Here is a 25,927-nt window from a genome sequence, read left to right on the forward strand (position 1 = left end):
CCCTGTTTCCTCGCTCAGCCCGAGGAGGCGGCCAGCGCGTGCCACAGGGCCGCCCTGTCCACTGCGCCGACCTGCCAGGTGCGGGAACGCAGCGTGCCCCGATGCCGGTACTCGCGCATGATCTCGGCATGCGCGCGCAACCGCACGAACTCCCGCAGATCGCTCTCACTGCGCCACACCGACAGCGAACCGACCCGGCGGCCGGGGATGTCCGCCCACAACCACATGCCGACCGCGCCGGGCAGCGACGGCCACAGGCGGCTCAGCGACAGGCCGCGCCGCGCGATGCCGGGCAGGTCGAGCATCCGGTCCGTCCGGAAGTCCGTCAGCGCGGCCACCAGCGGTCCCGGCCGCTCCGCCGCGGGCCCGGCGATCCAGCGCGACCTCAGCACGGCGCCGCCTCCGGCAGCACCGCGAGCGCCGTGCGCAGCAGAGGCGCGGCGGCCTCGCGGATCTCGTCGCTGAACGGCGTCGGCCGGAAGGTGGCCGGATCCAGGTTGACCATGACGCGGTAGCCCTCGGCGTGCACTATGGCTTGGTCCGGGGCGCGGTCCGCGGACAGCACGCGAAAGCCGTACACCCCGCTGGTGCGTCCCATCCGCTCCAGCCAGAAGTGCACCAGCTGCTCGCCCGGCTCCGCGATGGGCGCGTGGTAGGTCACCTTGAATTCGCGTACGGCCATCAGCACGTCCTTGAAGGCCGACCGGCCGGGATCGGCCGCCCAGCCGAGCCGGTGCCAGTAGGCGCCGATCGCCCGCTCGACCAGCACGGCGTAGCGCGAGTTGTGCAGCAGTCCCATCGCGTCGAGGTCGTCGAAATGCACCTGGACGGTCTCGTGGACGCCATCTGCGGTCATGTCAGTCCTCCGGGAGAAGTGCGGGGTCGGGGCAGAGCGCACGCAGGCGCTGCAGCACGCCGCGGCGGGCATGGACGAGGGCCTGCGCGCCGTCGTGCAACCGGGAATGGATGATCACCATCTCGCCGAGCGCGTCGATCTCGTAGGCCAGCTGGGCCGGATCGGCGCCGCCGGTCAGTTCGCCCAGCGTCACGGCCTCCGCGACCAGCCGGCGGATGAGCCCCTGCCATTCGCGCATGGCGCGCGAGAGCCGGTCGCGGACGGCTCCGGGACGGTCGTCGAACTCGGCCTGCACGGCGAAGAAGAAACACCCGCCGGGCAGCACACCTTCGCCGTAGAAGGCCAGCCGCGCCTCGTGCAGCGCGAACAGGCGCCGTATGCCCGCGGGGGCGCGCAGAGCGGGCCCCACCACCTGTTCGGTCCACTGCCGGACGGCCCACTCCACGGCGTCGAGCTGCAGTTGCTCCTTGTCACGCCAGTGCGCGAAGAGCCCGGACTTGCTGACGCCGGTCGCCGTCGCCAACCGCCCCAGGGAGAGCCCGTCGAGCCCTTCGACGGAGGACAGCTCCACCGCCTGCCGGAGGATCGTCTCGCGGCTGCGCAATCCGCGCAGCCGCCGGCCGTCTTGTGTCACCCGGGCAAACTATACGAACGACCGGTCGGTCGTCTACTCGGCGGAGGCCAGGAGACGGGCGAGCTCTGCCGGGCCGGCGTTGCCGCCCGTGCACACCACGGCGACCTTGCGCCCGGCGAACTCCTCGCGCCGGGCCAGGAGTCCGGCGAGCGCGGCGGCCCCCGCCCCCTCGGCCAGGGTGTGGGCCTCGGTGAGCAGCAGCCGCTGGGCCCGCAGGATGTCGTCGTCGTCCACGAGCACGAAGTCGGCCAGACCGTCCCGCATCACGGCCTGCGGGAGCGCGAACGCGGACCCGGTGGCGAGCCCCTCCACGACGGTCTTTATGGGCCTGGTCACCGGCTCCCGCAACCGCCAGGAGTCGTGCGCGGCCGGAGCCTGGGCCGACTGGACGGCGATCACCCGGCAGCCCGGCGCGAGCGCGGCGGCGGCGAGGCACGCCGCAGCGGCCCCGCTGCCGCTGCCCACCGGCACGAACACCGCTTCCAGGTCCGGCCGGGCGGTGAACATCTCGACGTAGAGCGTGCCCACCCCGGCCAGGATGTCCGGCTCGTCGGCCGGGCTGATCAGCCTGCGTCCCGCGCGTTCGGCGAGGTCGCGCGCGTGCTCGGCGGTCTCCACCATCGTCGCGCCCCGGACCTCGACGGTCGCCCCGAGCGCCTCGACCGCGGCGACCTTGGCGGGGTTCGGGTTCTCCGGCATCAGGACGGCACACGGCACGCCGTACAGGCGGGAGGCGTACGCGACGGACTGGGCGTGGTTGCCGGTCGAGTACGTGACGACCCCGCGACGGCGATCGGCCATGCGGGCCAGCAGCGTGATGCCGCCGCGCACCTTGAAGGCCCCCGTGGGCTGGACGTTCTCGTGCTTCACGTGGACCTCGGCGCCGACCGCCGCGTCGAGCACGGGATAGGACCACATGGGGGTCTCGGGCAGGTGCGGGGCGATGAGCCGCCGGGCGTCCAGGATGTCGCGGATGTCGGTCATGGCTCCCAGCCTGGCCGCCGGCGGGACAATAGGTCCAACTGAAGTTTTGAGGCGAAACCATAGACGGGATCGATGAATGCCGCTCGACGTCGTACGACTGCGGGTGCTCGTGGCCGTGGCCAGGACCGGCACGGTGACCGCCGCGGCGCGGGAGCTGCACTACTCGCAGCCCTCGGTGAGCCACCACCTCGCCCGGCTGGAGGCGGAGACCGGCGCGAAGCTGGTGCGGCGCGTGGGGCGCGGCATCCGCCTCACCGAGGCGGGCCGCCTGCTCGCCGAACGGGGCGCGGAGATCCTCGGCCGCCTCGACGCGGCGTCCGCGGAGCTCGCCGCGCACGTCGGGCTGCGGGCCGGACGCGTACGGCTGGCCGCGTTCCCCTCGGCCCTCGGCACGTTCGTCCCGGCCGCCGCCGCGCGGCTCGCGCAGGACCATCCGGGGCTGGACCTGCGGCTGATGGAGGCCGAGCCGCCCGAGGCGCTGCGCCTGCTGCGGGCCGGCCGGGTGGACGTCGCCGTGGTCTTCCGCTACGGCGAGACCGCTCCCGAGGACGACGGCGTCCGCCTCGTCCACCTGCTCGACGACCCGAGCCTCCTCGTCACCCCCCCGGCGTACGGCGGGGCGGGGGATCTGACGGCGTGCGCGGACGGGCCGTGGATCGCGGGGTGTGAGCGGTGCCGCGCGCACCTGCTCGCGCTGTGCGCCGAGGCGGGCTTCGAGCCGCGCGTCTCGTTCACCACGGACGACTACGTGGCGGTGCAGGCCATGGTCGCGGCCGGGCTGGGCGTGGCGCTCCTCCCCCGGCTGGCGCTGTCGGCTCACCGCCACCCCGACGTGCGGGTGTCCGAGCTGCCGGGGTCAGACCGCCGGGTCTACGCCGCGACGTACGGCGAGCCGCCCGACCCGCCCGCCGTCGCCGCCCTGGTCGCGGCCCTCCTCCCCCAAACAGATGCGTGATATGTCTGCGGCGGCGGCATTGATCCACTAGAAATTGGACATGCAGAAAACGTCGCTGTTCGCGTCCACATCTGAGGATCAGGGAGGTCTGAGCAGGAGGAACTTCCTCCAGATGGGCGCCATCGCGGTGCCCGCCCTCGCGTTCGGTTCGAGGATGCTCCCCGCGCCCGTCGTGGAGGCCACGGGTGTGGCGCCGGCCTCGCTCGCCGGGTTCGACACGCTGATGAAGACCTACATCAAGGAGCGAGGGATCACCTGCGGCCAGCTCGCCGTCTCCAAGGGCGGCAGGCTGGTGCTCGCCAGGGGCTACCGATACTCCGACGGCAGCCATGCCGTTCCCGCCGTGTCGCCCACGTCGCTGTTCCGCATCGCGAGCCTGAGCAAGCACATCACCGCCATCGCGATCATGCGGCTCGCGCAGGAGGGCAAGCTCAGCCTGACCGCCTCGGCCGCGAAGCTCCTCGGCCTGTCCACTTCGGCCGACTCCCGGCTGGCGAACGTGACGGTGTGGCGGCTGTTGCAGCACACCGGGGGCTGGGACCGGGACGTCTCCGGCGACTACCTGCACATGGACCTCACCATCGCCAAGGCGCTCGGCGTGCCGCTGCCGATCACCCAGGACCACATCGTCACGTACGCGAGCGCCCGGCCGCTCGACTTCGCCCCCGGCACGAAGTTCGCCTACAGCAACTACGGCTATCTGCTGCTGGGCCGGATCATCGAGAAGGTCTCCGGGATGGGCTACGAGGCCTACGTCAGGCAGAAGGTCCTGGCGCCTCTCGGCATCACGCGTCCGCGGCTGGGCCGTACGCTCCGGACGCAGGCCGCCTCCGGTGAGGTGATCTACGAGTCGCGCTACACGGGCCAGACCATCCTGGACCAGTCCGGCCAGGTCCTGCCCGCGCCGTACGGCGGCGGGTTCAGCATGGCCTGCCAGGGCCCCAACGGCGGCTGGATCGCCTCCGCGGCCGACCTGGTGCGCCTGGCGAAGGTGCTCGACGCGCCGAACACGGTGCTCAACTCGACCTCCATCGCCAGGATGCTCGCCAAGCCCGAGATCGGTGTGAACCAGTACGGCTCCTGGTATGGCGCCGGCCTGTGGGTGCGCCAGGTGACGGGGCACGTCAACACCTGGCACGACGGCTCACAGCCCGGCACCTACACCTACATCGCTCGCCTGCAGAACGGCGTCACCTACGCCGCCCTGTTCAACCGGCGGGAGGAGAGCGGCTCGCCCGACTTCGACGTGCTCGCCGACCTGTTCAACACCCAGATCGGGAAGGTGCGCAGCTGGCCCGCCGGCGACCTCAGCTCGCGCTACTTCTGACGGGTTCAACTGGGACTCGGCGTGGGGACGTCGTTGTCCAGTTCCCTGGCGGTCCACTCGGCGACACCGCTGCCTGGCAGCTGACTGATCCGGGACTCGAACGTGGCGGTGCCGTCCGTCGCATCGTCGTCCTCCTCGGCGAAGACGAGGAGGGACTGCCACTCGCTGTACCGGTCCGCGGGGAAGAGCAGCCGGGGGCCGATCAGCAGGTCCGAGTCGCCGGACAGCCGCTGGCTGTCGACGGTCACCCAGCCGTACGACGGCCTCTGGCTGAGCCGTACGTAGATGAGCGCCGAGCCTCCTTCGGGCACGACCACCTGGGCGGGCGTGACGATGACGCTCGGCGTGGCGCTCACACTCGGCGTGGGAGTGGGAACCGGGCTCGGCAGCAGGCGGACCTCGCCGGCCGATCCGCGCGGCGCGGCGTCGGCCGTGCCCGGGACGAGCCCGGTCACCGCGGACGCGGTGGCCACGACGGCCGCGAGGACGGCCGAGCGACGTAACCGGCCGTGGGGGAATCGCATCGGCACCTCCATGGTGAGCTGACCAACCGCCTCGGGCCGGCTGCCACCACTCGCCGGCGATGCTCCCAGCGTCCGGTCTGCCTCGCGGCCTGTACAGGAATCGCCCCTGCGGCGGCGGCCCGAGACCGGGGGCGCGCGACCGGCCGCCCGCCGTCTACCTGAGGGAAACGCCGCCGGACACGGGCCGCCCAGCCGGCGACGACCGGTGAAAGATTCAGTGGCCTTCGGCCGGCCGGACTCGCGGTCGTCGACGACGGTGCCGCATGAGGCGGCGGACCGGCTCCTTCCGAGCGCGGCCGCGGGATCACCGCGGGAGGTCGAGACCCATCTCGGCGACGGCCGTCTCGACGAACTCGGCGGGGTCGTCGAGCATGCCGATCCGGCGGAGCGCGGCGACGCCGACGTAGACGCCGTATCCCGCGAGGACGCGCCGCCGGGCGAGGTCAGGGGGCTGGCCCAGCTCCTCGAGCGTCTGCCTCATGACGTCCAGGCGGCGCGCGGTGACGCGGCGCGCGACCTCGGCGACAGCGGGGTCGTCGGCCGCGCCGATCAGGCGGAAGGCGATCGCGGCGTCACGTGTGTCACCGAAGGCGGCCCCGAGGAGGGTTCGCATCCGCCGGGCCGGGTCGGTGATCTCCCGCAGGTTCGCGATGATCTGCTCGGAGTCCGCCTCCCAGAGCGCGAGCGCGGCCTCGATGAGTTTCCGGCGATTGGCGAAGTGCCAGTAGAAGCTGCCCTTGGTCACCCCGAGCCGGGCCGCCACGGGCTCCACGGCCACCGCGGCGAAGCCGTCTTCGGCGAGGGTGTCGAGCGCCGCCCTCGCCCAGTCCTGCGCGCTCACCCTCCCCATCCCGCCAGTCTTCCATACGCCGGCGTATAGTCGGACCATACGCAACCGTATGGAGGTCAGCGATGGTGCACAACGTGCACGAACGAGTCGTCTCCGCAACTCCGGACCAGGTATGGAGCGTGCTCGGCACACTCGGATCCGAGCGCGACCGCCTCTGGCCGCTCCCCGGCACGTTCGCACTGCCGGAGGGCCTCGCCGAGGGCGCACCCGTACGGCACGGCCCGATGAGATACCGGGTCGGGGCTGTCGAGCCCGGCAGCCGGCTCTGGTTCGACACCCCGGACGCCTTCAGCGGGGGCCACGGCTTCACCCTCGCTCCGGCCGAGGGCGGCACGCTGGTCCGGCACGAGATCGCAGGACGCACGCTGGGGGCGATGCGCCTGTTGTGGCCGCTCGTCATCCGGCGCAAGCACAACGCGGTGGTGGAGGCCCTGCTCGACAACCTGGACCGGGAGGTCTCGGGGACACCGCCGATCCTGCCCGATCCCGAGTTCGCCGAACGGCACGCCGTCGCCATCGAGGCGAGCGCCGACCGCGTGTGGGCCGCGCTGGCGTCGCTGCGGTTCACCCGCGGCTTCGTCCCCCTGCGGGAGAGGCCAGGACACGAGGTCACCGTCGGCCTGGCCGGCCGGTGGTGGCGACCACCCGCCAGGGTGAACGAGCCCCGGCTCGCCGGGCCGGCCGACTTCGCGGCCTTCGCGAGACCGGGCTACGCGAAGGGCACGTTCTCCTTCACCCTGCACACCCTGGGCGGCGGGCGAACGCTGCTGGTGACCGAGACGAGGGTGGTCACGACGAGCCCGGCCGCGCACCGGGCCATGCGCCGATACTGGCGAGTGATCCGGCCGGGCAGCGGCCTGATCAGGAGGCTCATGCTCGTCGCGGTACGGCGCCGCGCGCTCGGCAAGGGCCTGGCACCCGGCCTGCCGTAGGGGCCGCGCCGTACAACCCTTGCCCGGCGACGCCGGCGAGCGTCAGCCCGCTTGGCGGAACTCGGCGGCCCGTCCTTGGGTGAACTGGCCTTCGGCGCAGGCTGCGGCCAGCTCGTCCAACGACAGGCCCAGCGCGGCGGCGAGCGCGGCGACGGTGAAGAAGGCCGGGGTCGGCGCGCGGCCGGTCTCGATCTTGCGCAGCGTCTCGGCCGACAGCCCGGCCGCCGCGGCGACCTCGACCATGCTGCGCTCGCCGCGCGCCTGCCGGAGCAGGACGCCGAACCGCTCCCCCCGCTGCCGCTCCTCGGGGGTCAGGGGCACTCTCACCATGACCGTGATACTAATACCGGTATAGTTATTGGTGCCACCCCGGGAGGGCATGTCATGGTGGAAATCAAGACCGACGCCGCGCTGGACGCGATGCGCGAGGCGGGACGCGTCGTGGCCCGCGCGCTCGACGCCGTACAGCGGGCCGCGGCCGTGGGGGTGCGGCTCACCGACCTGGACGAGGCGGCGCGGGCGGTGCTGCGCGAGGCCCGGGCGAGCTCGCCGTTCCTCGGCTACCGGCCGCACTTCGCGCCGACCCCGTTCCCCGCCGTGATCTGCGTGTCCGTCAACGACGCCATCGTGCACGGCATCCCGACCGATTACCGGTTGCGGGACGGGGACGTCGTCGGCGTCGACTGCGGCGCCGAACTGGACGGCTGGGCGGCCGACGCCGCCGTCACCTTCATCGTGGGCACGCCTCGGCCCGGCGACGTGGAGCTCGTCGACACCACGCGCCGGGCGTTGGAGGCTGGGATCGCCGCCGCGACCGTGGGCAACCGCATCGGGGACATCTCGGCGGCGATCGGCGCGGTCGCCCAGAAGGCCGGGTACGGCATGCCCAGGGACTTCGGCGGCCACGGCATCGGCCGCCGCATGCACGAGGACCCGTCGGTGCCGAACCACGGCCGGCCCGGCCGGGGCTATCCCCTGCGGCACGGCCTCGCGCTGGCCATCGAGCCGATGTTCATCGCCGGAGGCCGGGACGGTTACCACACGGCGGCCGACGGCTGGACGCTGCACAGCGTGGACGGCAGCCGGGCCGCCCACATGGAGCACACCATCGCGATCACCGAGGACGGCCCCCGCGTGCTGACCCTGCTCTAGGGCGTGAAAATCCACGTGCCGTAACGGACGCGGTGTCCGTACCATCCGAGCCATGCCGACTCTGCCCACACTCGCCCTGTTCGCGACCGCCACGCTGGCGCTGCTCCTGGTTCCGGGACCCGCCGTGCTCTACATCGTCACTCGCAGCGTGGCCCAGGGGCGTGCGGCGGGGCTGGTGTCCGTTCTCGGCGTCCACACCGGTTCTCTCGTCCACATCGCCGCCGCGGCGTTCGGGATCACCGCGCTGCTCGCCGCCTCGGCCACGGCGTTCGCCGTCGTGAAGTACCTGGGCGCGGCCTACCTCCTCTACCTGGGCGTCCGCAAGCTCGTGCGGCGGACGGAGGCGGAGGAGGCCGAGGTCAAGGTGGCCTCGCCCCGGCGGCTGTTCGGCGAGGGGTTCGTGGTCAACGTGCTGAACCCGAAGACGGCCATGTTCTACCTCGCGTTCCTGCCGCAGTTCGTCGACCCGGCGCGCGGTCCCGTGGCGCCGCAGGTGCTCGTGCTCGGGGCCGTGTGGGTCGCGCTCGGCATGGCCAGCGACGGCACGTACGCCCTGCTGGCCTCGGTTCTGGCCGGGCGGCTGCGCTCCTCGGCGCGCGCCCGGCGGCGGCTCGACAAGGGCAGCGGCGTCGTCTACCTCGGTCTCGGCGCCGTGGCCGCGCTCGCGACCGAGGGCGCCAAGAGGCTCTGACGGCTACCCGGGACATTTGTACTGCCGCAATCGGGATCGCTGAATCTGCCCGGCTCCTCCGGTTTTCGAGACGCTTGACGCACACGGAGACGCCCTGGAGGAGCCGATGACCGAGACCCTGACCGCCCCGGTGAGAGCCGCGCAGCCCCGGCGGGGCACCCTCCGCACCTTGCTGATGCCGCTGGCGGTCGACGTCGCCGCGCCGATGGCGTGCTACTACCTCCTGCACGGCGCGTTGGGCACGAGCGAGGTCACCGCGCTGGCCGTGAGCGGCGTGATCCCGGCCGTCCGGGTGATCGCCGGGATCGTCAGGGACCGCACGCTGAACGGGCTGGCCGGGCTGACGCTGGCGGTCAACGTGGCGGGGATCGCGCTGAGCTTCGTCACCGGCGACGCCCGCATGATGATCGCCAAGGATTCGGCCCTCAGCGGCGTGATCAGCCTGTTCATGATGCTCTCGGCGTTCACCGCGCGCCCGGTGATGACCCCGGGCATGCGCGCGTTCATCACCCGGGGGAACGCGGTGCGGGAGGCCGCCTGGGAACGGCTCGCGAGCTCCACCCGGTTCCGCCGCGCCGAGCGCCGCTTCACCGGCATCTGGGGCGCGGCGATGCTCGCCGACTGCGTGGCCCGGCTGATCGGCGCGTTCACGCTGCCGGTGTCCACCATGGTCTGGCTGTCCAACGTGCTGCTGATCGCCGCACTCGCGGTGGGGCTTGTGGTCGCGGGCGCGTTCGGCTCCGGGCCGATCATGTGGATGATCAACAACGAGACGAGGGACGCGCGATGAGGGGCAGGGGCATCAACTACGACACCGGTTTCCTCCCGGGCGGGCACATCAGCAGGGAGACGTTCGACCCGGAGACGGTCCGCGCGGAGATGCGGGTCATCGCCGATGAGCTGCACTGCACCGCGGTCCGCATCACCGGCGGGCATCCCGAACGGCTCAGCGTCGCCGCGCGGCACGCCGCCGAGGCGGGGCTGGAGGTGTGGTTCGCGCCCTTTCCCTGCGAGATGACGACGCGGGAGCTCGCGCCGTACTTCCTGGAATGCGCCGAGCGGGCCGAGGAGGTGCGGCGCGACGGCGCGGAGGTGGTGCTCGTGACCGGGTGCGAGCTGAGCTTCTTCTGCGCCGGTTTCCTGCCCGGGGAGACCTTCTTCCACCGCATGGCCGCGCTCGGCACGGGGGATTCCGAGCTGTACGCCCGGTTCGCCGAGATCCCCGCGCGGCTGAACCCCTTCCTGGCGGAGACCGCCGAGGCCGTCCGCGAGCTCTTCGGCGGACGGGTGACGTACGCCTCGGGCGACTGGGAGGACGTCGACTGGAGCCCGTTCGACATCGTCGCGGTGGACGCCTACCGCGACGAGCGCAACGCCGCGACCTACCGCGAGGAGCTGCGCTCCCGCTTCCGGTTCGGCAAGCCGGTGGCGGTCACCGAGTTCGGCACGTGCGCCTACACAGGGGCAGGCGCACGCGGCGGCATGGCGTGGGCCATCGTGGACTACACCGTGAATCCGCCCCGGCTGGACGGCGACTACCGCCGCGACGAGGGCGAGCAGGTCCGCTACCTGCGCGAACTGCTCACCGTGTTCGAGGAGGAGGGCGTGGACAGCGCCTTCTGGTTCACCTTCGCCGGCTACAACACGACGTACGACCCGGACCCGCGCAGCGACCTCGACATGTCCTCCTACGGGGTGGTCCGGCTGCTAAAGGACGGCGGCAGGGAGCCGAAGGCGGGCGGCAGGGAGCCGAAGGCGGGCGGCAGGGAGCCGAAGGAGGTCTTCCACGCCCTCGCCGCCGCCTACTCCGGCTGACCCGCGGCCGGCTGAGATGCGACGGCGGCCACCTGGCCGGCCCACCGGTAGTCGGCCTTGCCCGCCGGGGAGCGGAGGATCTCCTCCACGAACGCGTAGGTCCGCGGCACCTTGTAGCCCGACAGCCGGGTGCGGCAGTGGGCGTCGAGCTGCTGCGCCGTCGGCGAGGTCCCGTCGTACGGCTGGACGACGGCCGCGACCCGCGAGCCCCAGCGTTCGTCGGGGATGCCGGTGACCACGGCGTCGAACACGGCGGGATGCCCCTTGAGCACCGCCTCGACCTCCTCGGGGAAGACCTTCTCCCCTCCGGTGTTGATGCACTGGGATCCGCGGCCGAGGATGCGGATCGTGCCGTCCTCCTCGACCGTGGCGAGGTCGCCGGTGAGCAGCCACCGGACGCCGTGGGCGTCGGTCACGAAGGTGCGGGCGGTCTTGTCCGGGTCGTTGTGGTAGCCGGACGCGATCCGGCCGGTCCTGGCCACGGTGCCGATCCGCCCCGAGCCCGGCTCGACCGGGGTCAGCGTCTCGTCCAGCACGGCGAGGGAGGCGCTGGCGTTGGGCCGGTAGCGCAGGCCCGACTCCGGCGACGATCCGTCGACGGCGGACGCCGTGTATCCGGACTCGGTCGAGCCGAAGTTGTCGAGGATCATCCGGCCCGGCAGGAGCTCCTCCAGCCGGGCGCGTACGGCCCCACTGAGGATCGCCCCGGTCGAGCTGAGCGCGAACAGCGACGACAGGTCGTAGGAGCCCGCAGCGATCTCAACGGCGAGCGGGCGGGCCATCGCGTCGCCGGTGATGTTCAGGCTGACGACCTTCTCCCGCTCGATCGCGCGCAGCACGGCGGCGGCGTCGAACCTGCGGACGTACACCATCGTGCCGCCCATCCACCAGGCGATGAAGGTGCCCACCTGCGCGGCGCCGTGCATCAGCGGCGCAGCCGTCATCATGACGATCGGCGACGCCGCGCCGTGCGCCTGCTCGATCACCGCCTCGGGCGTCTTCAGCGGCTCGCCGTACGGGTTGCCGCCGCCGAAGGCGTAGAACAGGTCCTCCGACCGCCACATCACGCCCTTGGGCATGCCGGTCGTGCCGCCGGTGTAGATGACATACACGTCGTCGCCGGACCGGGGCGGGAATCCCCTGCCCTCGGGCTGCCCCGCCACCGCCTCCTCGTACGGCACCGCCTCCGGCACGGCCGTGGGACCGCCGACGGCGACGAGGTGGCGCAGCCCGGGGACCTCGGGTGCGGTGGCCGCGACGCGGTCGTCGAACTCCACGTCGAACAGCAGGGCCTCGACGCCGGAGTCCCGGTAGAGGTAGAGCAGCTCCGACTCGACGTACCGGTAGTTGACGTTGACCGGCACGGCCCGCAGCTTCAGCGTCGCCAGCAGGCCCGCAACGTACTCCACCCCGTTGTAGAGCTGCATGCCGACGTGGGTGCCGTGGCCGACGCCGTGCGCGGCCAGGTGGTGGGCGAGCCGGTTGGCGCGGGCGTCGAGCTCGGCGTAGGTCAGGCGGTCGTCGCCGCAGACCACCGCCACGCGGTCCCCGATGGCGTCGGCGAGCCCCTCGAAAAGATCGGCGTGGTTGAACTCCATCCGGCGGACCTCCCGCGCTCAGGGTTTACTGCTGCCGACGATCCACATCGCGAAGAACTGGGCGCCTCCGCCGTACGCGTGGCCGAGCGCGAGGCGCGCCCCCTCCACCTGGTGCTCCCCCGCCATGCCCCGCACCTGGAGCGCCGCCTCGGCGAAGCGGATGAGGCCGGAGGCGCCGATCGGGTTGGACGACAGCACGCCGCCGGAGGCATTCCACGGGGTGTCGCCGTCGAGGGCCGTGCACCCGGCCTCGGTGAGCTTCCAGCCCTCGCCCTCGGCGGCGAAGCCGAGGTTCTCCAGCCACATCGGCTCATACCAGGAGAACGGAACGTACACCTCTGCGACGTCGATCTCCCGGCGCGGATCGGTGACCCCGGCCTGGCGGTAGACGTCGGCGGCGCAGTCGCGGCCCGCCCGCGGGCTGACGACGTCGCGGCCCGCCACCGTGATGGGCTCCGAGCGCATCGCCGTGCCGTGGATCCAGGCGGGCGTGCCGGTCACCTTGTCCTCGGCCGCGAGCACCATCGCGCAGGCGCCGTCGGACGACGGGCAGGTCTCCAGGTAGCGGATCGGCTCCCACAGCATCGGGGTCGACTCGACCATCTCCCGGTTGATCCCGGGGATGCGCAGGTGGGCGTACGGGTTCTTCAGCGCGTTCAGCCGGTCCTTGACCGCGACCAGCGTGCCGACGTGGTCCGGCGCGCCCGACCTGCGCATGTACTCCCTGATGTGCGGCGCGAAGTAGCCGCCCGCGCCCACCACCAGGGAGGCGTTGAAGGGCAGGTGCGTGGTCAGGGCCCAGGTGGCGTTCGACTCCGACTGCTTCTCGAAGGCGACCACCAGCACCCGCCCGTGCACCCCGGCCTGGACGAGCGACGCGCCGACCAGCGCGGTCGAGCCGCCGACCGAGCCCGCCGTGTGCACGCGCATCACCGGCTTGCCGGCCGCGCCGAGCGCGTCGGCGAGGTACGCCTCCGGCATCATCACGCCCTCGAACAGGTCGGGGGCCTTGCCGATGACGACCGCGTCGATGTCGGCGAACGTCAGGCCGGCGTCCTCGAGCGCCCGCAGGGCGGCCTCGCGGACCAGCCCGGCCAGCGACACGTCCCGCCGTCTGGTCTGGTAGCGGGTCTGGCCCACGCCGATGACGGCACAGCGGTTTCCCACGGCGACTCCCTACGCGGACGTTTCGAGCACGGCGACGAGGTTCTGCTGCAGGCACGGTCCTGAGGTGGCGTGCGCCACCGCGCGGCCGGCCGAGCCGTCGAGGATCCGCCGGGCCGCCTCACCCACGCGGATCAGGCCGGCGGCCATGACCGGGTTGGCCGCGAGCGGCCCGCCCGACGGGTTGACCGTCACGTCGGCGGACAGGCCGAGCGCCTCGCGCAGGATCGGCTCCTCGTGGCTGAACTGGGTGTGGAGCTCCGCCACGTCGACCGGGCCCTTGCCCACCCCGGCCGCCCGGCCCGCGTCGGCGGTGGACACCGACCGGGAGAGGTCGCGCATGCCCAGGTAGTGGGGCTCGGCGCGGTGCGCGATGCCGGTGATCCAGGCGGGTCGCCCGGCGAGCTCACGGGCGCGGTCCCCTGCGGCCAGCACCACGGCCGCCGCCCCGTCCGTGACCGGCGCGACGTCGTACGGCCGCAGCGGCTCGACCTCGAACTCCTCGCCTGAAGGATCCGGCAGGTCGAGGGCGTACGGATTGGCCCGGCCGTCCGCGCGGCTGCGCCGTACGATCTCGTCGAGCACGGCCCGCTCGGCGCCCGCGGCGGCGGCCTGCAGCGCGGCGTACGACACCTGGTCGAGCCCGAGCGGCGCCAGATAGTACGGGTCGAGCTGAAGCGTCATGATCTCCCGGATGTCCGACATCGACGACTTGCCGAAGCCGTAGACCAGCGCGGTGTCGATGTCGCCGTGCTGGAGCCGCACCCACGCCTCGTACAGCGCGAAGGCGCCGTCCATCTCGACGTGGCTCTCGCTGATGGGCGGCCAGGCGCCGACCGCGTCGAGGGCCGAGACGAACGAGAACGGCGCCCCGGCCAGGTAGTCGCACGAGCCGGAACACGTGAAGCCGAACCTCTTCAGCCCGGTCGCCCGCTTGACCTCGTCGATCACCGGCAGCAGCAGCTCCGGCTCGGCCAGCCCGGTGTCGTGGCCGGTGTGGACGGTCTGGGCGAAGGCGACGACGGCCACCTCGCGCACGAGCCCACTCATCGGGCACCTCCGGTGGAGTCGTCGAGGTCGGCGTCCGGCTCCCCGGTCGGCTCGAACCACTTCACGTTGGTCATCGACAGCGTCCGCTCCTCGGGCGGCACCCACACGGCGTGCACCCGCATGCCCTGCCGCACCTCGTGCGCCGGCACCCCGCCGATCAGCGTGATCATCGGCGTGTCCGCGCCGTCCAGCAGCACGTACGCGGAGACGAACGGCACCTCGGGAGCCCGGGGATCGGGCAGGTTGTTGATCGCGAAGGTGGTGACCGTGCCGGTGTCGGCGACCTCCACCTCCTCCTCGACGACCGAGCCGCACGCGGGGCACGACTCGCGGTAGGGCACGTAGACGGCGGCGCACCCGGCGCACCTGCCGCCGACGAACCTTCCGTCGCGCACGCCCTCCAGGAACCGGGTGAGCGCCCGGCCCGGCGTGACGCGATACTCGGCCCGCACGGGCGCGACGAGCGAGGCGACCTCGGGCAGGAAGCACTCGATGTCCGTGATGTGCCCGGTGGTGGCGGCCCGCCAGCGCGGGCGCACCCGCATGCCCGGCCGCAGCGCCTTCGGGCTCCCCGCGTCCACCGCGTGGACGAGGGCCGTGTCGGCACCGTCGAGACTGATCAACGCCCAGGCGAACGGCCGGTCGAGCGGGTGCCCGGGGCGCGGGGAGCCCACCCAGGCCCACGCCTGGACGGTCCCGGCCGGCCCGACCTCCACGTACTCCTCGGTGACCGGCTCGCCCGTGTCCGGGTCGTACTCCAGCGGCGGCACCAGCACCCGCCCCCCGGCCGTACGGACCCCGACGAGCCGCCGGTCGCGCAGTTCGGTGAGGAACCGCCCGATGACCGGCCCGGTCGTCCGGGTGTAACCGCCGGGGAACTCCAGGACGTGCGTCGCGACCAGGTCCTCGGACATGTCAGATGGCACGGTCCCTGCCTTCCCAGTAGGGGGCGCGGAGCTTGCGTTTGAGCAGCTTGCCGTTGGGCTCGCGGGGCATCTCGTCGATGAAGTCGATCACGCTCGGCCACTTCATGCGGGCCAGGCGGCCCTCCAGCGAAAGAACGATCTCCGCGGCCAGTTCCTGCCCGGGGACGGCGCCGGGCGCGGGCTCGACGACGGCCATGATGCGCTCGCCCCACTCGTCGTCCGGGATGCCGAAGACGGCCACGTCGGCCACCTTCGGGTGGACCATGAGCTCCTTCTCGATCTCGGCCGGATAGATGTTGGCCCCGCCCGAGATGATCATGTCGGCCTTGCGGTCGCAGAGGAACAGGAAGCCGTCCTCGTCCAGGTAGCCGATGTCCCCGACGGTGAAGTAATCGCGCAGCCGGTTGGCCGCGGTCTTCTCCGGGTCGCCCTTGTACTCGAAGGAGATGCCCATCTTCATGTAGACGGTGCCGGGCGTACCCGCGGGCACCGGCGCGAGCTCGTCGTCCACGATCAGCAGCTCGCTGCCCGGCCAGGCCTTCCCGACCGTGCCCGGCCGCTTCTTCCAGTCCTCGGGGGTGGCGATCGTGCCGCCGCCCTCGGTGGCGGCGTAGTACTCGTAGATCACGTCGCCCCACCACTCCAGCATCTGCCACTTGACCGGCACCGGGCAGGGCGCGGCGGCGTGGATCATCCAGCGCAGCGACGACAGGTCGTAGGAGCGCCGCGTCTCCTCGGGCAGCGACAGCAGCCGTTTGAAGTGCGTCGGCACCATGTGGGAGTTCGTCACGCGGTGGCGTTCGCACAGGCGCAGGGTCTCCTCCGCGTCCCACTTGTCCATGAAGACAAGCGTGTGTCCCATGTGCAGCGCCGTACCGGCGAACTGGGTGACCGCCGTGTGATAGCTCGGCGACGTGACCAGGTGGGCGTTCGGCCGGCCCGGCGTCACGCCGAACAGCCGCAGCAGCCCCGTCATCAACTCGGCGGAGTCGTCGGGGTCGAGGCCGGTGAGCGCGCGCCGCACACCCTTCGGCCTGCCGGTGGTGCCCGAGGTGTAGTGCATGGTGGCCCCGGCCGTACGGTCGGGGGGCGTGCCGTCCGGCCTGCCGTCGGTCAGCTCGGCCACGGGCCGGAAGCCCTCGACCTCGCCGTAGGAGAAGCACCGGTCGGCGGCGATCCCGGCTTCCTGGGCGCCCCTGACGGCGTCCGCGGCGTACCGCTCGTGGGCGAAGAACGCGGCGGCCTCGCTGTCGGCGACGATGTAGCCGATCTCGGGCCCGGTGAGGTGCCAGTTGACCGGCGTGTAGTACCACCCCGCCTGCAGGGCGGCGAGGTAGAGCACGAGGCCGTCCGCGCCGTTGGGCAGCAGGCCGCAGATGCCGTCCCCGGGGCGCAGGCCCAGCTCGCGCAGGCCGTGGACCACGCGGTTGGCCTTGGCGAGCAGCTCGCCCGCGGGATGTTCCGTTCCGTCGGGATCGACCGCGGCGATCCACGCCGGGTCTGCCTGCGCCAGCCTCCAGAAACCGAGTGAGCCCATATGCCAGCTCCCTTTGTGGCCGCACTGCCGGGGCGTCCGCGGCGCGAGCGGCCCCGAAGTGAAGCACGCCGGCACGACGCTGACAAGACCTGGCAATGCGGAGCGACTCAGATGAGAATCGGTTCTAGTTCTTGCGGGCAGACTAACCCCGCGCGCCATGTCTAACAAGCGCTTGATCGAATCGGTGACGCCGCCCAGCTGGAGGACACCTGTGGAGCTCCTGCCCATCAGCACCCCGCACTGCCGGATCGAGCGCGACGGTCACGTGGTGATCGTCACGATGGACCGGCCCGAGGCCAGGAACGCGCTCTCACAGGACATGCTGGTGGGGCTCGCAGAGGCATGGCAGTACATCTCTGACGAGCCGGAGGTGCGGGTCGGCATCCTCACCGGCGCGGAAGGAACGTTCTGCGCCGGGGCCGACCTCAAGGCCATGGGCACGCCGTCCGAGGACGAGCGGGTGCGCCACCGTGCCGCCGAGATCCCCGACTACCACTGGAAGGGCCTGCTGCGCGATCCCGAGGCGCTGCCCGCCAAGCCCATCGTCTGCGCGGTCGAGGGGTACGCCGTCGCGGGCGGCACCGAACTGCTCGTCGGCACCGACCTGCGCGTCGCCGGCGAGAGCGCCACGCTCGGGCTGTTCGAGGCGCGGCGGGCGCTGTTCCCGATGGGCGGCAGCGCCGTACGGCTGCCGCGCCAGATCCCGTACGCGTTCGCCATGGACGTGCTGCTCACCGGCAGGGCGATCACGGCGGCCGAGGCGCTCGCGATGGGCATGGTCAACCGGGTCGTGCCGGACGGCCAGGCGCTCGCGGCGGCCCGCGAGCTCGCCGGCCAGGTGGCCGCCTGCGGACCGCTGGCCGTCCAGGCGATCCTACGCGCCTACCGCGAGACGCTGGGCATGCCGGAGGCCGAGGCCTTCAAGGTCTCCGACGCGATCGGCTGGCCGGTCATCGGCTCCGAGGACGCCAAGGAGGGCTCCCGCGCCTTCCGCGACAAGCGCCCGCCGGTCTACCGGGGGCGTTGACGCCCTCCCTGCGGGCGCCCACGCCGCCTCTTGACCTTGCCCCAGGGTCAAGGTTCGACGATGCTCCGCATGAACGACAACGCACTGCGCACCGTCGCAGCCCGGATCCGCGAGCTGGCCGCCGACTACTGCGAGTCCGGGAACATCCCCGGGTTCGTCGCCGGCGTCCACCACGCCGGCGAGCAGGTCGTCGTCGCCCACGGCACCGCGAACACCGCCACAGGCGCCCCGATGCTCGAGGACACCGGATTCCTCTTCGGCTCCGTCACCAAGGTCCTGACCACCACGCTGGTCCTGCAGCAGGTCGACCGGGGACTGCTCGACCTCGACACGCCGGTGGTGAAGCACCTCCCCGGCTTCGCCCTGACCACACCGGGCGCGGCGGACAAGATCCTGGTCCGGCACCTCATCTCGCATACCAACGGCATCGACGCGGACCTGTTCTTCCCCGACGCCAAGGGCCGCGACGCTCTGAAGAGCTACGTCCACGGCCTGGCGAGCGGCTGCGGCACGCTGTTCGAACCCGGCGAGCGGCTCAGCTACAGCAACGGCGGCATGATCGTGGCGGGCCGCCTGCTGGAAGTGGTGACCGGCACGCCCTTCCCCGAGCTGCTCGAGCGCGACGTCTACGCACGCGTCGGCATGAAGAACTCCAGCACCTCGGCCGAGCAGGCCATCCTGCGCAGCACGGCCATCGGTCACTTTCCCGATCCCGAGACGATGGCGGCACGGCCCACGGGCATGTTCATGCTGCCCGACACCTGGGGGCCGGCCGGCGGCACACCGATCGGCACCATCGCCGATCTGCTCGCCTTCGGATGCACCCACCTCGCGGGCGGCCTGTCCCCATCGGGCGCACGTGTTCTGTCGGCCGAGTCGACCGCGCTGATGCAGCAGGTCGCGTACGACATGGCGACCCCGAACGTCCCGCCGATGGGCCTGGGCTGGGTGCGGTACCCGTTCGGCGACACGACCGTGCTCGCCATGTCGGGCGCGTCGCCCGGCGGTGTGTCCATCCTGTGCGTCGTCCCCGAACACGACCTGGTCTTCGCCGCCTTCGGCAACACTCCGGGGGCGATCGTCCTGCACGACCGGATCCTGCAGTGGCTCCTGAGCGAGCGTCTCGGCGTCCGGATCCCCACTCTGATCAACGAATCGGTAGACGACGTCGACCTCAGCCCCTATGTGGGCACCTACCGCTCCAATCAGCTCCGCATCGACGTCCGCGTGGTGGACGGCCAGCTCGAGGAGCGGACGACGTACGAACCGGCGGACGAGTCACAGAAGCGGATCTTCACCGAGTTCGCCGGCGGCATGACCTCCGCCCCGCCGCAGCGCTACGTGCCGATCCGGCCCGGCCTCTTCGCACCCGCCGGATATCCACTGGAGACGTTCGACGGATACCTGCGACTGCTGCTCGTCTCCTATCACGACGTCCGCGACGGCCGAGCGCGTTTCCGCAACGGCGGCGGCCGCCTGACCCGACGGGCGTGACAGACCGGTGGAAGGATGTCCAGCATGATCCCGATTGGCCGCCTCGCGGACTACGCCGGAGTGACCATCAAAGCCGTCCGCCACTATCACGAGCGCGGTCTGCTCCCCGAGCCCGGCCGCGACTCGTCCGGCTACCGGCGCTACATCGCCGAGGACGCCGTCACCCTCGTCAAGATCAGGACTCTGGCTCAGGCGGGCGTGCCGCTGGCCCACGTCAAGGACCTCCTCGACGCCGACCCCGACGCGCTCACGGCGGCCATCGCCGAGATCGACCGCGACCTCCGAGACCGCATCGCGCAGCTGCAGCACGTCCGCGACCAGCTCGTGCAGCTGCGCGGCGGCGACGGGCTCTTCGTCTCCCCCGAAGTCGCCGGCTATCTCGACGACCTGCGCAGGCTCGGCGTCAGCGAGCGCCAGATCCACCTGGAACGCGACGGCTGGATCCTCATGCAGACGGCCTCACCCGAGGACGCCGCCCTGTGGATCGCCGAGAAGCGCGAGCTCATGACCGACCCGGACTTCCGTGCGCTCTACCTCGAACACGACGCCGCCTACGACTGGCCGCCGAGCGATCCCCGCCTCCCCGCCCTCGCGGACCGTACGCGGGACTGGTTCGCCAGGCATCGGAGCCGATCCGAGGCCCGCCCCGTCCGCAACCCGGATATCGCCCGGCTGGCCGTGCAGACCCAGCCCGGAGCCTCGTCCCCGGCCTGGGACCGGCTGACCCGGCTCATGGAAGGCTAGGCGCGGGTCCTGAGCCGGCGCCGGCGGACGAGAAGGCCGGACCACGCGGACGGATCCGGCAGCCGGTCAGCTGCGGGCCTGGACCATGGCGTGGGTGCCGGTCGTACGCCACGGGCGGCCGGCCGCGTCGAGCTCCGCCAGCGTGCGCTCCGGCACGCCGACGAGCGCGTCCGACTTCAGCGTGCGCAGCGCGACGACCGGCCCGGGGAAGTAGGCGGTGACCGCGGCGAACGGCGTGCTCGCCGGCCACATCCGGTCGCCGACGAGCCGCCGGTAGTTCAGGTCGCCCTTCATGACGGTCAGCGAGGCCGACGCGAACTCCTCCCGCAGGTCGTCCGGCATCTCCGCGTAGGGCAGCGGCGCGCAGGCGAAGGGATGCGCCCGCAGCGTGAGGCGTCCCTCCTCCATCGCGCCCCACAGGCGGGCGCCCGCCTCCCCGGCCCTGCCGGGCGCCGCGGCGAGCCGCCGCAGGCACGCGAGCACGTCGGCCGGGGTGGCGTCGGACACGAAGTACGGGAAGGGCTTGACGTGGAGGACGACCTCGCCCGCGAGCCCGCCGGCGAGGAGGTGGTCGGCCAGCACGAGGTCGGGCAGCAGTTCGCGCCCCGCGTTGTCGGCGACCAGGCAGATCCTCCCGGGTGCGGCGGCCTCGATGAGCGACCACAGCAACGGGCGGTCGTCCACCACCAGGTCCGCCGCCCTCTCCCGGTCGCCCTTGAGAGTGACACCGAAGGACAGGTCGGCGCGGTTGCCCCAGAGCGAACCGAGCAGCAGCGCATCGGCCCGCTCGGCCGGGGAGAGCGTCGCCGTTCCGTCGAGCGCCGCCAGCTCCCCGTCCACGACCGGGCCGTCGAGTTCGGCCCGTTTCATGGGGCCGAACGGATCGATCCCGCGCCACGGACCGTCGCCGAAGTATCCGGTGGCCTCAAGCAGCTTCCGGTAGAAGTAGCTCTCCCCCCACAGGAACGGCACGTCGACGTAGCGGCGGCCGATCTTGCCGCGTCCCCACTCGGCCCAGGCGGCGCCGTCGTGCGCCGACGGCTCCAGTGGCTCCATGACGTCGCGTACGACCTCGTCGAGCAGCCGGTCGAGCGCGCGCCGCCGGTCAGGCGGGTACGGCAGCGCCCCCGCGACCTGGCGGACGAGGACCGGATGCCGCTCCCTGAAGACGCTCAGAGCATAGGAGCCGGGGACGTTCCCCCTGATCGGCGGCGGGCTGGGCGGGGCCTCCGCCACGGTCTCGTCGCGGGCACCACTCATCCCCCGCACCCTCCCTCGGCTCGCGGAACTGCACCGCCAGTAGAGTCCCTGTCTCCGAAGAGTTCGCTGAATACGATTGACGGGATCTCGTCCGATCATATGGTGGCGATCAAAGGTCCACCGCTGACGCGGTCTCCTTCAGCTCCTGTGCGGTCATGTCGGTGACGCGGCTGCTGAAGAACCAGGAGTGGCCGAACGGGTCCTCCAGCTCGACCTGCAGATCGCCGTGGAACTGCATCTCCAGCGGCCGGATGACGCGCGCTCCTGCGGCTATGGCCCGCTCGGCGAACGTCTCGACGTCCGGTACGAAGACCAGCAGGTTGACCGGTGTGCCGCCGATCGTCTTCGGGCTGCGGAAGCGGTATTCGGGGTATTCGTCGCGCAGCATGAAGACCGCCTCACCGATCCGGAATTCGGCGTGTGCGATCTTGTCGCCCTGCCGTGGGATCTCGATGCTCACCTCCGCGCCGAAAGCCCTTCTGTAGAAGTCGATGGCCGCCTTGGCGTCGTGCACGTTGAGGTAGGGGACGCCGCCCTTGTACTCCTGGGGGATGGGGTCGGTCACGATGTGCTCCTCTCGTCGTTGGCGTCTCCATCCTCGACACCCCGTCCACCTGCAACAACGACGCGATCCGCAACGATCGTTAACCTCCGGGTTAGCGATCGAGCTGCGTGCGGAGGAGCGTGACGAACGCACGCACCCTGCTGGTCTGAGCGCCGACCGGCCAAACCGGCCCGTACTCGATGGGTGGCAGGTCGGCGATGGGCACGTAGACGATGTCGGGCCGGGCGTGGTAGCGAGTGGCCTGGGTGCCCACCACGGCCATCCCGGCGCCGCCACTGACCAGCGTCAGCGACTCCTGCCGCGAGGTCGTCGCCTGCGTCCGCTGGATGGGACGCCCGCTGGGCGCCTGCGCCGGGATCAGCGCGTCGAGCAGATACTCGGGCGCGTCGGTGGGCACGAGAACGGTGTCCCTGGTGAGGTCCTCCACTGTGACGCTGTCCCGCCGGGCGAAGGGATGCCGGGAGGACACAGCCAGCATGGGCTCGTCGCGCAGCAGTACCGGCCCGCTCGACAGATCGGCCTCGCGCACGGGCAGTTCGGTGATCTGCACGTCGAGTTCGCCGGCTCGCAACGCGCCGAACGCATCCGACAGGTGCACCTCGCGGATGCGCACCTCGCATTCCGGATGACGGGTGCGGAACACCTCGGCGGCGGCCATGATGGCCTCCCCCACCAGCGGGCTGGAAAAGCCCACCCGCAAGATCCCGGAGAAGCCGCGCCCGGCGGCGACGGCCTTGGCGATGCCCTCTTGTATGCGTTGATAGCCGGCCTGCACATCCTCGCGCAGCGCGCTGCCGACCGGGGTCAGCGCCACCTGGCGGCTGGTGCGCTGGAACAGCGCCACACCGAACCGGCGCTCCAACTGCTTGATCGTCTGACTGACACGGGCGCCACTGACGCCCAGCCGCTCGGCCGTGCGGGCGAAGTGCAGTTCCTCGGCCAGGGTCAGAAAGATCTCTATGTCACGCCGTTCCATAATCCGCAGGTTAGCGATCGTTGCGAATTTCACTGTTGCCGCAGGTCACCGCCGCCCACTTCCAGGAGGAGGGCGGGCAGGGCGCGCCGACGATCCGTTCCCGGCAGGTGGAGCCCGGTGCGGTGGGCGGCAGGGGCGAGCGACCGGGTGCGCGAGGGCCCCCGCCGCTCGCGGCGTCACCCGTCGCCGGTGATGCGGCCGAGGCGCTCCATGGCCTCGATGTACTCCTCCACCATCTCGAAGACGACCTGTCTGGCCGGCTTGACCTGGTTCATCGCGCCGATGATCTGACCGGCCGGGAACGTCGCCAGCTCGGTCGCGTCCGATCTGCCGATCCGCCGCAGCGCGTCGGAGATCAGCATGAACTGCAGCGGCATCGGCAGCGTGCCGGGCGACTCGGCCGACTCCCACGCGTCGGTCCACTCGTTCTTCAGCAGGCGGGCGGGCTTGCCGGTCCAGCTCCGCGACCTGACCGTGTCGCGGGAGGTGGCCGCGATGATGCGCTGCCGCACGGTCTCGGAGGTGTCGGCCTCCTCCACGGCCAGCCAGATCGAGCCGGTCCACACGCCTTCGGCGCCGAGCGCCATGCCCGCGGCCATCTGGCGGCCGGAGCCGATGCCGCCCGCGGCCAGGACCGGCACGTCCACCGCGTCCACCACCTGCGGGATCAGCACCATCGTGGAGATCTCTCCGGTGTGGCCGCCCGCCTCGGTGCCCTGCGCCACGACGACGTCCACGCCGACCTCGACCTGTTTGATCGCGTGGCGGGGTGTGGAGGCGAGCGCGGCCACCTTCACGCCCTTCGCGTGCGCCTGCTCCACGACGTCGGCGGGCGGCGGGCCGAGGGCGTTGGCGAGCAGCGCGATGGGATGCCGGAGCGCGACCTCGACCTGCGGCCGGGCGGTCGCGTCGGTCCAGCCGAGCAGCACCTTGCCGGAGTCGGAGCCGTCCAGCGGCGGGACGCCGTGCCGGGCCAGCAGGTCCTCCACGAAGGCCCGGTGCCCCTGGGGGATCATCCCCTGCAGCCGCGCCACGAGTTCGGCCGGGGAGTCCACGTCGAGGTCCGCGCCCTCGTAGGAGGCGGGCATCACCACGTCGACGCCGTACGGACGGCCGTCCACGTGGTCGTCGATCCACTTCAGCTCGATCTCGAGCTCTTCGGGGGTGAAGTACAGGGCGCCGAGCACCCCCATGCCGCCGGCACGGCTGACCGCGGCGACGACGTCCCGGCAGTGGCTGAACGCGAAGACAGGGAACTCGATACCGAACATGTCGGTGACACGTGTCCGCATGCCTCGAACCTACGACGGCTCTCAGCGAACTGCAACGCGTTCTAGTAAGCCGCACCGGACGGGTTCCTACCAACCGGTAACCAGGCGCCGAGAGGCGGCCGAAGGCCATGCGAGAACACGTTCCACGCGGCCGCCGCCTTCCTGCAAGCGACTCATGGGCACCAGACGTCACAGGGGTGACGACAGCTCACGGACCAAAGTCAGATTTCATGACAATGCGGGATTGCGGCCATACCACCGGGGTCGTACCGTCCCACTATGGATCTGGAGATCCGCCATCTGAGAATCGTGCACGCGGTCGCCGAAGCCGGGAGCGTCACGAAAGCGGCCACCCGGCTCGGCCTCGCCCAACCGTCGCTCACCGCGCAGCTCAAGCGCATCGAGCGCTCACTCGGGGGTCCGCTGTTCGAACGCGACCGCAACGGCGCCCGTCCCACTCCTCTCGGCGAGATGGTGCTCGCCCGCGCCCGGGTGCTGCTGCCCGCCGTACGGGACCTCCAGGAGGACGCGGTCCGGTTCGCCAACACCTCCGTCAAGCTGCCCGGCTACCGTCTCGGCGCGACGAACGGGCCCATACTCGGCGGGCTCGTCGAGCGTCTGACCGCCGACCAGCCGGGCATCCCGGTCACCACCCGCACGTCCTGGTCGGCCGGTGAGCTGACCGCGCTCGCCGTGGCAGGCCGGCTCGACTTCGTGCTGCTCGGGACGTGCGGCGACAGCCCGCCTCCCCCGGCGGAGGCGATGAACTGGACCACGGTCGGCACCGACCCGGTCTTCGTGCTCCTGTCCGAGGACCACCCCCTCGCGGGGGAAAAGGAACTGGAGCTGTCGAGCCTCGCCGACGAACGCTGGACGGTCGCCCCCGGCGACGGCTGTTTCGCCGACTGCTTCGCCGCCGCCTGCTCCCGGGCCGGGTTCGTCCCCGAGTCCATCTACGAGACGGATGTGGCGACCTGCCTGCACCTGGTCGGGGTGGGCAAGGCGGTCGCCCTGTGCCAGGCCACCTTCCTGCTCACCGCCGGGCTGGTCATGATGCCGCTGGCCGGCGCGCCGCTGCGCTGGCGGCACCTGCTCGGCTGGCACGCCGACTCGATCGGCGCACGGGCCGCCGCCCCCGTCGTCGCCGCCCACGCCAGGGCCGCGTACGCCGACGCGGTGCGGCGCAGCGCCCGCTACGCCGACTGGCTCGTCACCAACCCCGAATACGGAGCGGTTCCCTAGACAAGCGCCGCGTCAGGCGACGTTCGCCCTGCCGACGACCTGGCGTTGCCGTTCGCCGGCCCGCCTGACCCGCGCTTCGCGGCAGACTCCGGCCCGCGGTGCAGACGCTGCCCGTCATCGGCGTGAGCGTGCCCCGCGATCACCACGTGGGTGGCCTCCGGAACGCCGATCACGTCGCGGGTGAACCGCTCGGGCACGGTGAGCTCTCTCCAGGCGACCTTGCCGGAGCCCTGCGAGGGCGCCAATTTCGGGCCAGCGAATCTTCAGACGAGGGCGGTTCCATAACTCGGTGATAGGGGCGAACTGATAGATCCACGTGACAGCGGAGGTCGGTTACGTTGACGGCACCCCCC

Annotated in this window: 27 protein-coding genes; 11 read left to right on the forward strand and 16 right to left on the reverse strand. The window is 71.8% G+C overall.

All coding sequences use genetic code 11. The annotated features are described in order from the left end of the window. Positions 1–14: 14 nt before the first annotated feature. From FH610_RS30745 to FH610_RS30760, 4 genes are read right to left on the reverse strand one after another with little or no spacing between them, the layout of a single operon-like run. Positions 15–392, reverse strand: coding sequence for a hypothetical protein (locus tag FH610_RS30745; RefSeq protein ID WP_139578615.1), 378 nt, complete (start codon positions 390–392; stop codon positions 15–17). Then, positions 386–856: an acyl-CoA thioesterase gene (locus FH610_RS30750; protein WP_139578616.1), complete on the reverse strand. Its 471-nt coding sequence runs from the start codon at positions 854–856 to the stop codon at positions 386–388. Before FH610_RS30750 ends, FH610_RS30745 begins: the two co-directional genes overlap by 7 nt. 1 nt (position 857) lies before the next feature. Continuing rightward, complete coding sequence (locus FH610_RS30755) at positions 858–1,490, reverse strand: TetR/AcrR family transcriptional regulator (RefSeq protein ID WP_139578617.1); 633 nt, start codon at positions 1,488–1,490, stop codon at positions 858–860. Between the two features lie 33 nt (positions 1,491–1,523). Further along, a complete protein-coding gene (locus FH610_RS30760) occupies positions 1,524–2,474 on the reverse strand; it encodes a threonine ammonia-lyase (protein ID WP_139578618.1) in 951 nt (316 codons plus the stop codon). Positions 2,475–2,550: 76 nt separating this feature from the next. Here FH610_RS30760 and FH610_RS30765 point away from each other — a divergent pair, with 76 nt between their 5' ends. Then, positions 2,551–3,429, forward strand: a complete 879-nt coding sequence (locus FH610_RS30765; protein ID WP_139578619.1) for a LysR family transcriptional regulator — start codon at positions 2,551–2,553, stop codon at positions 3,427–3,429. A gap of 40 nt (positions 3,430–3,469) precedes the next feature. Then, entirely contained in the window at positions 3,470–4,756 is a 1,287-nt protein-coding gene (locus FH610_RS30770) for a serine hydrolase domain-containing protein (protein ID WP_139578620.1), read from the forward strand. A 5-nt stretch (positions 4,757–4,761) separates the two neighbouring features. Here the strand turns inward: FH610_RS30770 and FH610_RS30775 are convergent, their stop codons facing one another. Next, positions 4,762–5,280, reverse strand: coding sequence for a hypothetical protein (locus FH610_RS30775; RefSeq protein WP_139578621.1), 519 nt, complete (start codon positions 5,278–5,280; stop codon positions 4,762–4,764). Positions 5,281–5,584: 304 nt separating this feature from the next. Beyond that, positions 5,585–6,130 (reverse strand): TetR/AcrR family transcriptional regulator, encoded by a 546-nt coding sequence (locus FH610_RS30780; protein ID WP_161628115.1) that lies wholly within the window; start codon positions 6,128–6,130, stop codon positions 5,585–5,587. Between the two features lie 62 nt (positions 6,131–6,192). Between FH610_RS30780 and FH610_RS30785 the strand changes: the two genes are divergently transcribed. After that, positions 6,193–7,062 (forward strand): SRPBCC family protein, encoded by an 870-nt coding sequence (locus FH610_RS30785; protein WP_139578623.1) that lies wholly within the window; start codon positions 6,193–6,195, stop codon positions 7,060–7,062. A 42-nt stretch (positions 7,063–7,104) separates the two neighbouring features. Here the strand turns inward: FH610_RS30785 and FH610_RS30790 are convergent, their stop codons facing one another. Continuing rightward, on the reverse strand, positions 7,105–7,392 hold the full coding sequence (locus tag FH610_RS30790) for a helix-turn-helix domain-containing protein (protein WP_139578624.1): 288 nt from the start codon (positions 7,390–7,392) through the stop codon (positions 7,105–7,107). Positions 7,393–7,446: 54 nt separating this feature from the next. On the opposite strand from FH610_RS30790, the gene map reads away from it, so the two are divergent. From map to FH610_RS30810, 4 genes are all read left to right on the forward strand, one after another. Beyond that, complete coding sequence (map, locus tag FH610_RS30795; RefSeq protein WP_139578625.1) at positions 7,447–8,214, forward strand: type I methionyl aminopeptidase; 768 nt, start codon at positions 7,447–7,449, stop codon at positions 8,212–8,214. Positions 8,215–8,266: 52 nt separating this feature from the next. Next, positions 8,267–8,905, forward strand: coding sequence for a LysE family translocator (locus FH610_RS30800; RefSeq protein WP_139578626.1), 639 nt, complete (start codon positions 8,267–8,269; stop codon positions 8,903–8,905). 106 nt (positions 8,906–9,011) lie between these two features. After that, on the forward strand, positions 9,012–9,695 hold the full coding sequence (locus tag FH610_RS30805) for a VC0807 family protein (RefSeq protein WP_205826190.1): 684 nt from the start codon (positions 9,012–9,014) through the stop codon (positions 9,693–9,695). After that, positions 9,692–10,720: a hypothetical protein gene (locus FH610_RS30810; RefSeq protein ID WP_139578627.1), complete on the forward strand. Its 1,029-nt coding sequence runs from the start codon at positions 9,692–9,694 to the stop codon at positions 10,718–10,720. Before FH610_RS30805 ends, FH610_RS30810 begins: the two co-directional genes overlap by 4 nt. On the opposite strand, the gene FH610_RS30815 is transcribed toward FH610_RS30810, so the two are convergent. From FH610_RS30815 to FH610_RS30835, 5 genes are read right to left on the reverse strand one after another with little or no spacing between them, the layout of a single operon-like run. Next, positions 10,708–12,318, reverse strand: a complete 1,611-nt coding sequence (locus FH610_RS30815) for an acyl-CoA synthetase (RefSeq protein ID WP_139578628.1) — start codon at positions 12,316–12,318, stop codon at positions 10,708–10,710. The genes FH610_RS30810 and FH610_RS30815 overlap by 13 nt on opposite strands. An 18-nt stretch (positions 12,319–12,336) precedes the next feature. Then, complete coding sequence (locus FH610_RS30820; protein ID WP_139578629.1) at positions 12,337–13,485, reverse strand: thiolase domain-containing protein; 1,149 nt, start codon at positions 13,483–13,485, stop codon at positions 12,337–12,339. A 9-nt stretch (positions 13,486–13,494) separates the two neighbouring features. Next, positions 13,495–14,532 (reverse strand): thiolase domain-containing protein, encoded by a 1,038-nt coding sequence (locus tag FH610_RS30825; RefSeq protein ID WP_139578630.1) that lies wholly within the window; start codon positions 14,530–14,532, stop codon positions 13,495–13,497. Then, the gene (locus FH610_RS30830) at positions 14,529–15,446 is read right to left on the reverse strand and encodes a Zn-ribbon domain-containing OB-fold protein (RefSeq protein ID WP_139578670.1); all 918 of its coding nucleotides are present in this window, start codon (positions 15,444–15,446) and stop codon (positions 14,529–14,531) included. Before FH610_RS30830 ends, FH610_RS30825 begins: the two co-directional genes overlap by 4 nt. 1 nt (position 15,447) lies before the next feature. After that, positions 15,448–16,995, reverse strand: a complete 1,548-nt coding sequence (locus tag FH610_RS30835) for an acyl-CoA synthetase (RefSeq protein WP_139578631.1) — start codon at positions 16,993–16,995, stop codon at positions 15,448–15,450. A 211-nt stretch (positions 16,996–17,206) separates the two neighbouring features. On the opposite strand from FH610_RS30835, the gene FH610_RS30840 reads away from it, so the two are divergent. The 3 genes from FH610_RS30840 to FH610_RS30850 all read left to right on the forward strand — a co-directional run bounded on the left by FH610_RS30840 (position 17,207) and on the right by FH610_RS30850 (position 20,260). Beyond that, positions 17,207–18,022 (forward strand): crotonase/enoyl-CoA hydratase family protein, encoded by an 816-nt coding sequence (locus tag FH610_RS30840; protein WP_240809300.1) that lies wholly within the window; start codon positions 17,207–17,209, stop codon positions 18,020–18,022. Between the two features lie 69 nt (positions 18,023–18,091). Then, positions 18,092–19,516: a serine hydrolase domain-containing protein gene (locus FH610_RS30845; protein ID WP_205826191.1), complete on the forward strand. Its 1,425-nt coding sequence runs from the start codon at positions 18,092–18,094 to the stop codon at positions 19,514–19,516. 24 nt (positions 19,517–19,540) lie between these two features. Further along, positions 19,541–20,260, forward strand: coding sequence for a MerR family transcriptional regulator (locus tag FH610_RS30850; RefSeq protein ID WP_167538799.1), 720 nt, complete (start codon positions 19,541–19,543; stop codon positions 20,258–20,260). Positions 20,261–20,326: 66 nt separating this feature from the next. Here the strand turns inward: FH610_RS30850 and FH610_RS30855 are convergent, their stop codons facing one another. The 4 genes from FH610_RS30855 to FH610_RS30870 all read right to left on the reverse strand — a co-directional run bounded on the left by FH610_RS30855 (position 20,327) and on the right by FH610_RS30870 (position 24,353). Continuing rightward, complete coding sequence (locus tag FH610_RS30855) at positions 20,327–21,520, reverse strand: damage-control phosphatase ARMT1 family protein (protein WP_139578635.1); 1,194 nt, start codon at positions 21,518–21,520, stop codon at positions 20,327–20,329. Between the two features lie 109 nt (positions 21,521–21,629). Next, positions 21,630–22,085, reverse strand: coding sequence for a VOC family protein (locus tag FH610_RS30860; protein ID WP_139578636.1), 456 nt, complete (start codon positions 22,083–22,085; stop codon positions 21,630–21,632). Between the two features lie 91 nt (positions 22,086–22,176). Beyond that, the gene (locus tag FH610_RS30865) at positions 22,177–23,061 is read right to left on the reverse strand and encodes a LysR family transcriptional regulator (RefSeq protein WP_205826192.1); all 885 of its coding nucleotides are present in this window, start codon (positions 23,059–23,061) and stop codon (positions 22,177–22,179) included. Positions 23,062–23,237: 176 nt separating this feature from the next. Beyond that, on the reverse strand, positions 23,238–24,353 hold the full coding sequence (locus tag FH610_RS30870) for an NAD(P)H-dependent flavin oxidoreductase (RefSeq protein WP_139578637.1): 1,116 nt from the start codon (positions 24,351–24,353) through the stop codon (positions 23,238–23,240). 258 nt (positions 24,354–24,611) lie between these two features. On the opposite strand from FH610_RS30870, the gene FH610_RS30875 reads away from it, so the two are divergent. After that, complete coding sequence (locus FH610_RS30875; RefSeq protein ID WP_139578638.1) at positions 24,612–25,574, forward strand: LysR family transcriptional regulator; 963 nt, start codon at positions 24,612–24,614, stop codon at positions 25,572–25,574. The last annotated feature ends 353 nt before the right edge of the window (positions 25,575–25,927 follow it).

It is taken from the genome of Microbispora catharanthi, assembly GCF_006334915.2.
In the GTDB taxonomy this organism is placed as follows: domain Bacteria; phylum Actinomycetota; class Actinomycetes; order Streptosporangiales; family Streptosporangiaceae; genus Microbispora; species Microbispora catharanthi.

What these genes read in the sequence shown, in the direction of transcription:
- FH610_RS30870 (WP_139578637.1), bottom strand. Translation starts at nt 24,353, where the DNA reads ATGCGGACACGTGTCACCGACATGTTCGGTATCGAGTTCCCTGTCTTC.
- FH610_RS30825 (WP_139578630.1), bottom strand. Translation starts at nt 14,532, where the DNA reads ATGAGTGGGCTCGTGCGCGAGGTGGCCGTCGTCGCCTTCGCCCAGACC.
- FH610_RS30850 (WP_167538799.1), top strand. Translation starts at nt 19,541, where the DNA reads ATGATCCCGATTGGCCGCCTCGCGGACTACGCCGGAGTGACCATCAAA.
- FH610_RS30845 (WP_205826191.1), top strand. Translation starts at nt 18,092, where the DNA reads ATGAACGACAACGCACTGCGCACCGTCGCAGCCCGGATCCGCGAGCTG.
- FH610_RS30855 (WP_139578635.1), bottom strand. Translation starts at nt 21,520, where the DNA reads ATGAGTGGTGCCCGCGACGAGACCGTGGCGGAGGCCCCGCCCAGCCCG.
- FH610_RS30830 (WP_139578670.1), bottom strand. Translation starts at nt 15,446, where the DNA reads ATGTCCGAGGACCTGGTCGCGACGCACGTCCTGGAGTTCCCCGGCGGT.
- FH610_RS30760 (WP_139578618.1), bottom strand. Translation starts at nt 2,474, where the DNA reads ATGACCGACATCCGCGACATCCTGGACGCCCGGCGGCTCATCGCCCCG.
- FH610_RS30750 (WP_139578616.1), bottom strand. Translation starts at nt 856, where the DNA reads ATGACCGCAGATGGCGTCCACGAGACCGTCCAGGTGCATTTCGACGAC.
- FH610_RS30785 (WP_139578623.1), top strand. Translation starts at nt 6,193, where the DNA reads ATGGTGCACAACGTGCACGAACGAGTCGTCTCCGCAACTCCGGACCAG.
- FH610_RS30770 (WP_139578620.1), top strand. Translation starts at nt 3,470, where the DNA reads ATGCAGAAAACGTCGCTGTTCGCGTCCACATCTGAGGATCAGGGAGGT.
- FH610_RS30790 (WP_139578624.1), bottom strand. Translation starts at nt 7,392, where the DNA reads ATGGTGAGAGTGCCCCTGACCCCCGAGGAGCGGCAGCGGGGGGAGCGG.
- FH610_RS30800 (WP_139578626.1), top strand. Translation starts at nt 8,267, where the DNA reads ATGCCGACTCTGCCCACACTCGCCCTGTTCGCGACCGCCACGCTGGCG.
- FH610_RS30780 (WP_161628115.1), bottom strand. Translation starts at nt 6,130, where the DNA reads ATGGGGAGGGTGAGCGCGCAGGACTGGGCGAGGGCGGCGCTCGACACC.
- FH610_RS30815 (WP_139578628.1), bottom strand. Translation starts at nt 12,318, where the DNA reads ATGGAGTTCAACCACGCCGATCTTTTCGAGGGGCTCGCCGACGCCATC.
- FH610_RS30765 (WP_139578619.1), top strand. Translation starts at nt 2,551, where the DNA reads ATGCCGCTCGACGTCGTACGACTGCGGGTGCTCGTGGCCGTGGCCAGG.
- FH610_RS30865 (WP_205826192.1), bottom strand. Translation starts at nt 23,061, where the DNA reads ATGGAACGGCGTGACATAGAGATCTTTCTGACCCTGGCCGAGGAACTG.
- FH610_RS30775 (WP_139578621.1), bottom strand. Translation starts at nt 5,280, where the DNA reads ATGCGATTCCCCCACGGCCGGTTACGTCGCTCGGCCGTCCTCGCGGCC.
- FH610_RS30805 (WP_205826190.1), top strand. Translation starts at nt 9,012, where the DNA reads ATGACCGAGACCCTGACCGCCCCGGTGAGAGCCGCGCAGCCCCGGCGG.
- map (WP_139578625.1), top strand. Translation starts at nt 7,447, where the DNA reads ATGGTGGAAATCAAGACCGACGCCGCGCTGGACGCGATGCGCGAGGCG.
- FH610_RS30810 (WP_139578627.1), top strand. Translation starts at nt 9,692, where the DNA reads ATGAGGGGCAGGGGCATCAACTACGACACCGGTTTCCTCCCGGGCGGG.
- FH610_RS30835 (WP_139578631.1), bottom strand. Translation starts at nt 16,995, where the DNA reads ATGGGCTCACTCGGTTTCTGGAGGCTGGCGCAGGCAGACCCGGCGTGG.
- FH610_RS30875 (WP_139578638.1), top strand. Translation starts at nt 24,612, where the DNA reads ATGGATCTGGAGATCCGCCATCTGAGAATCGTGCACGCGGTCGCCGAA.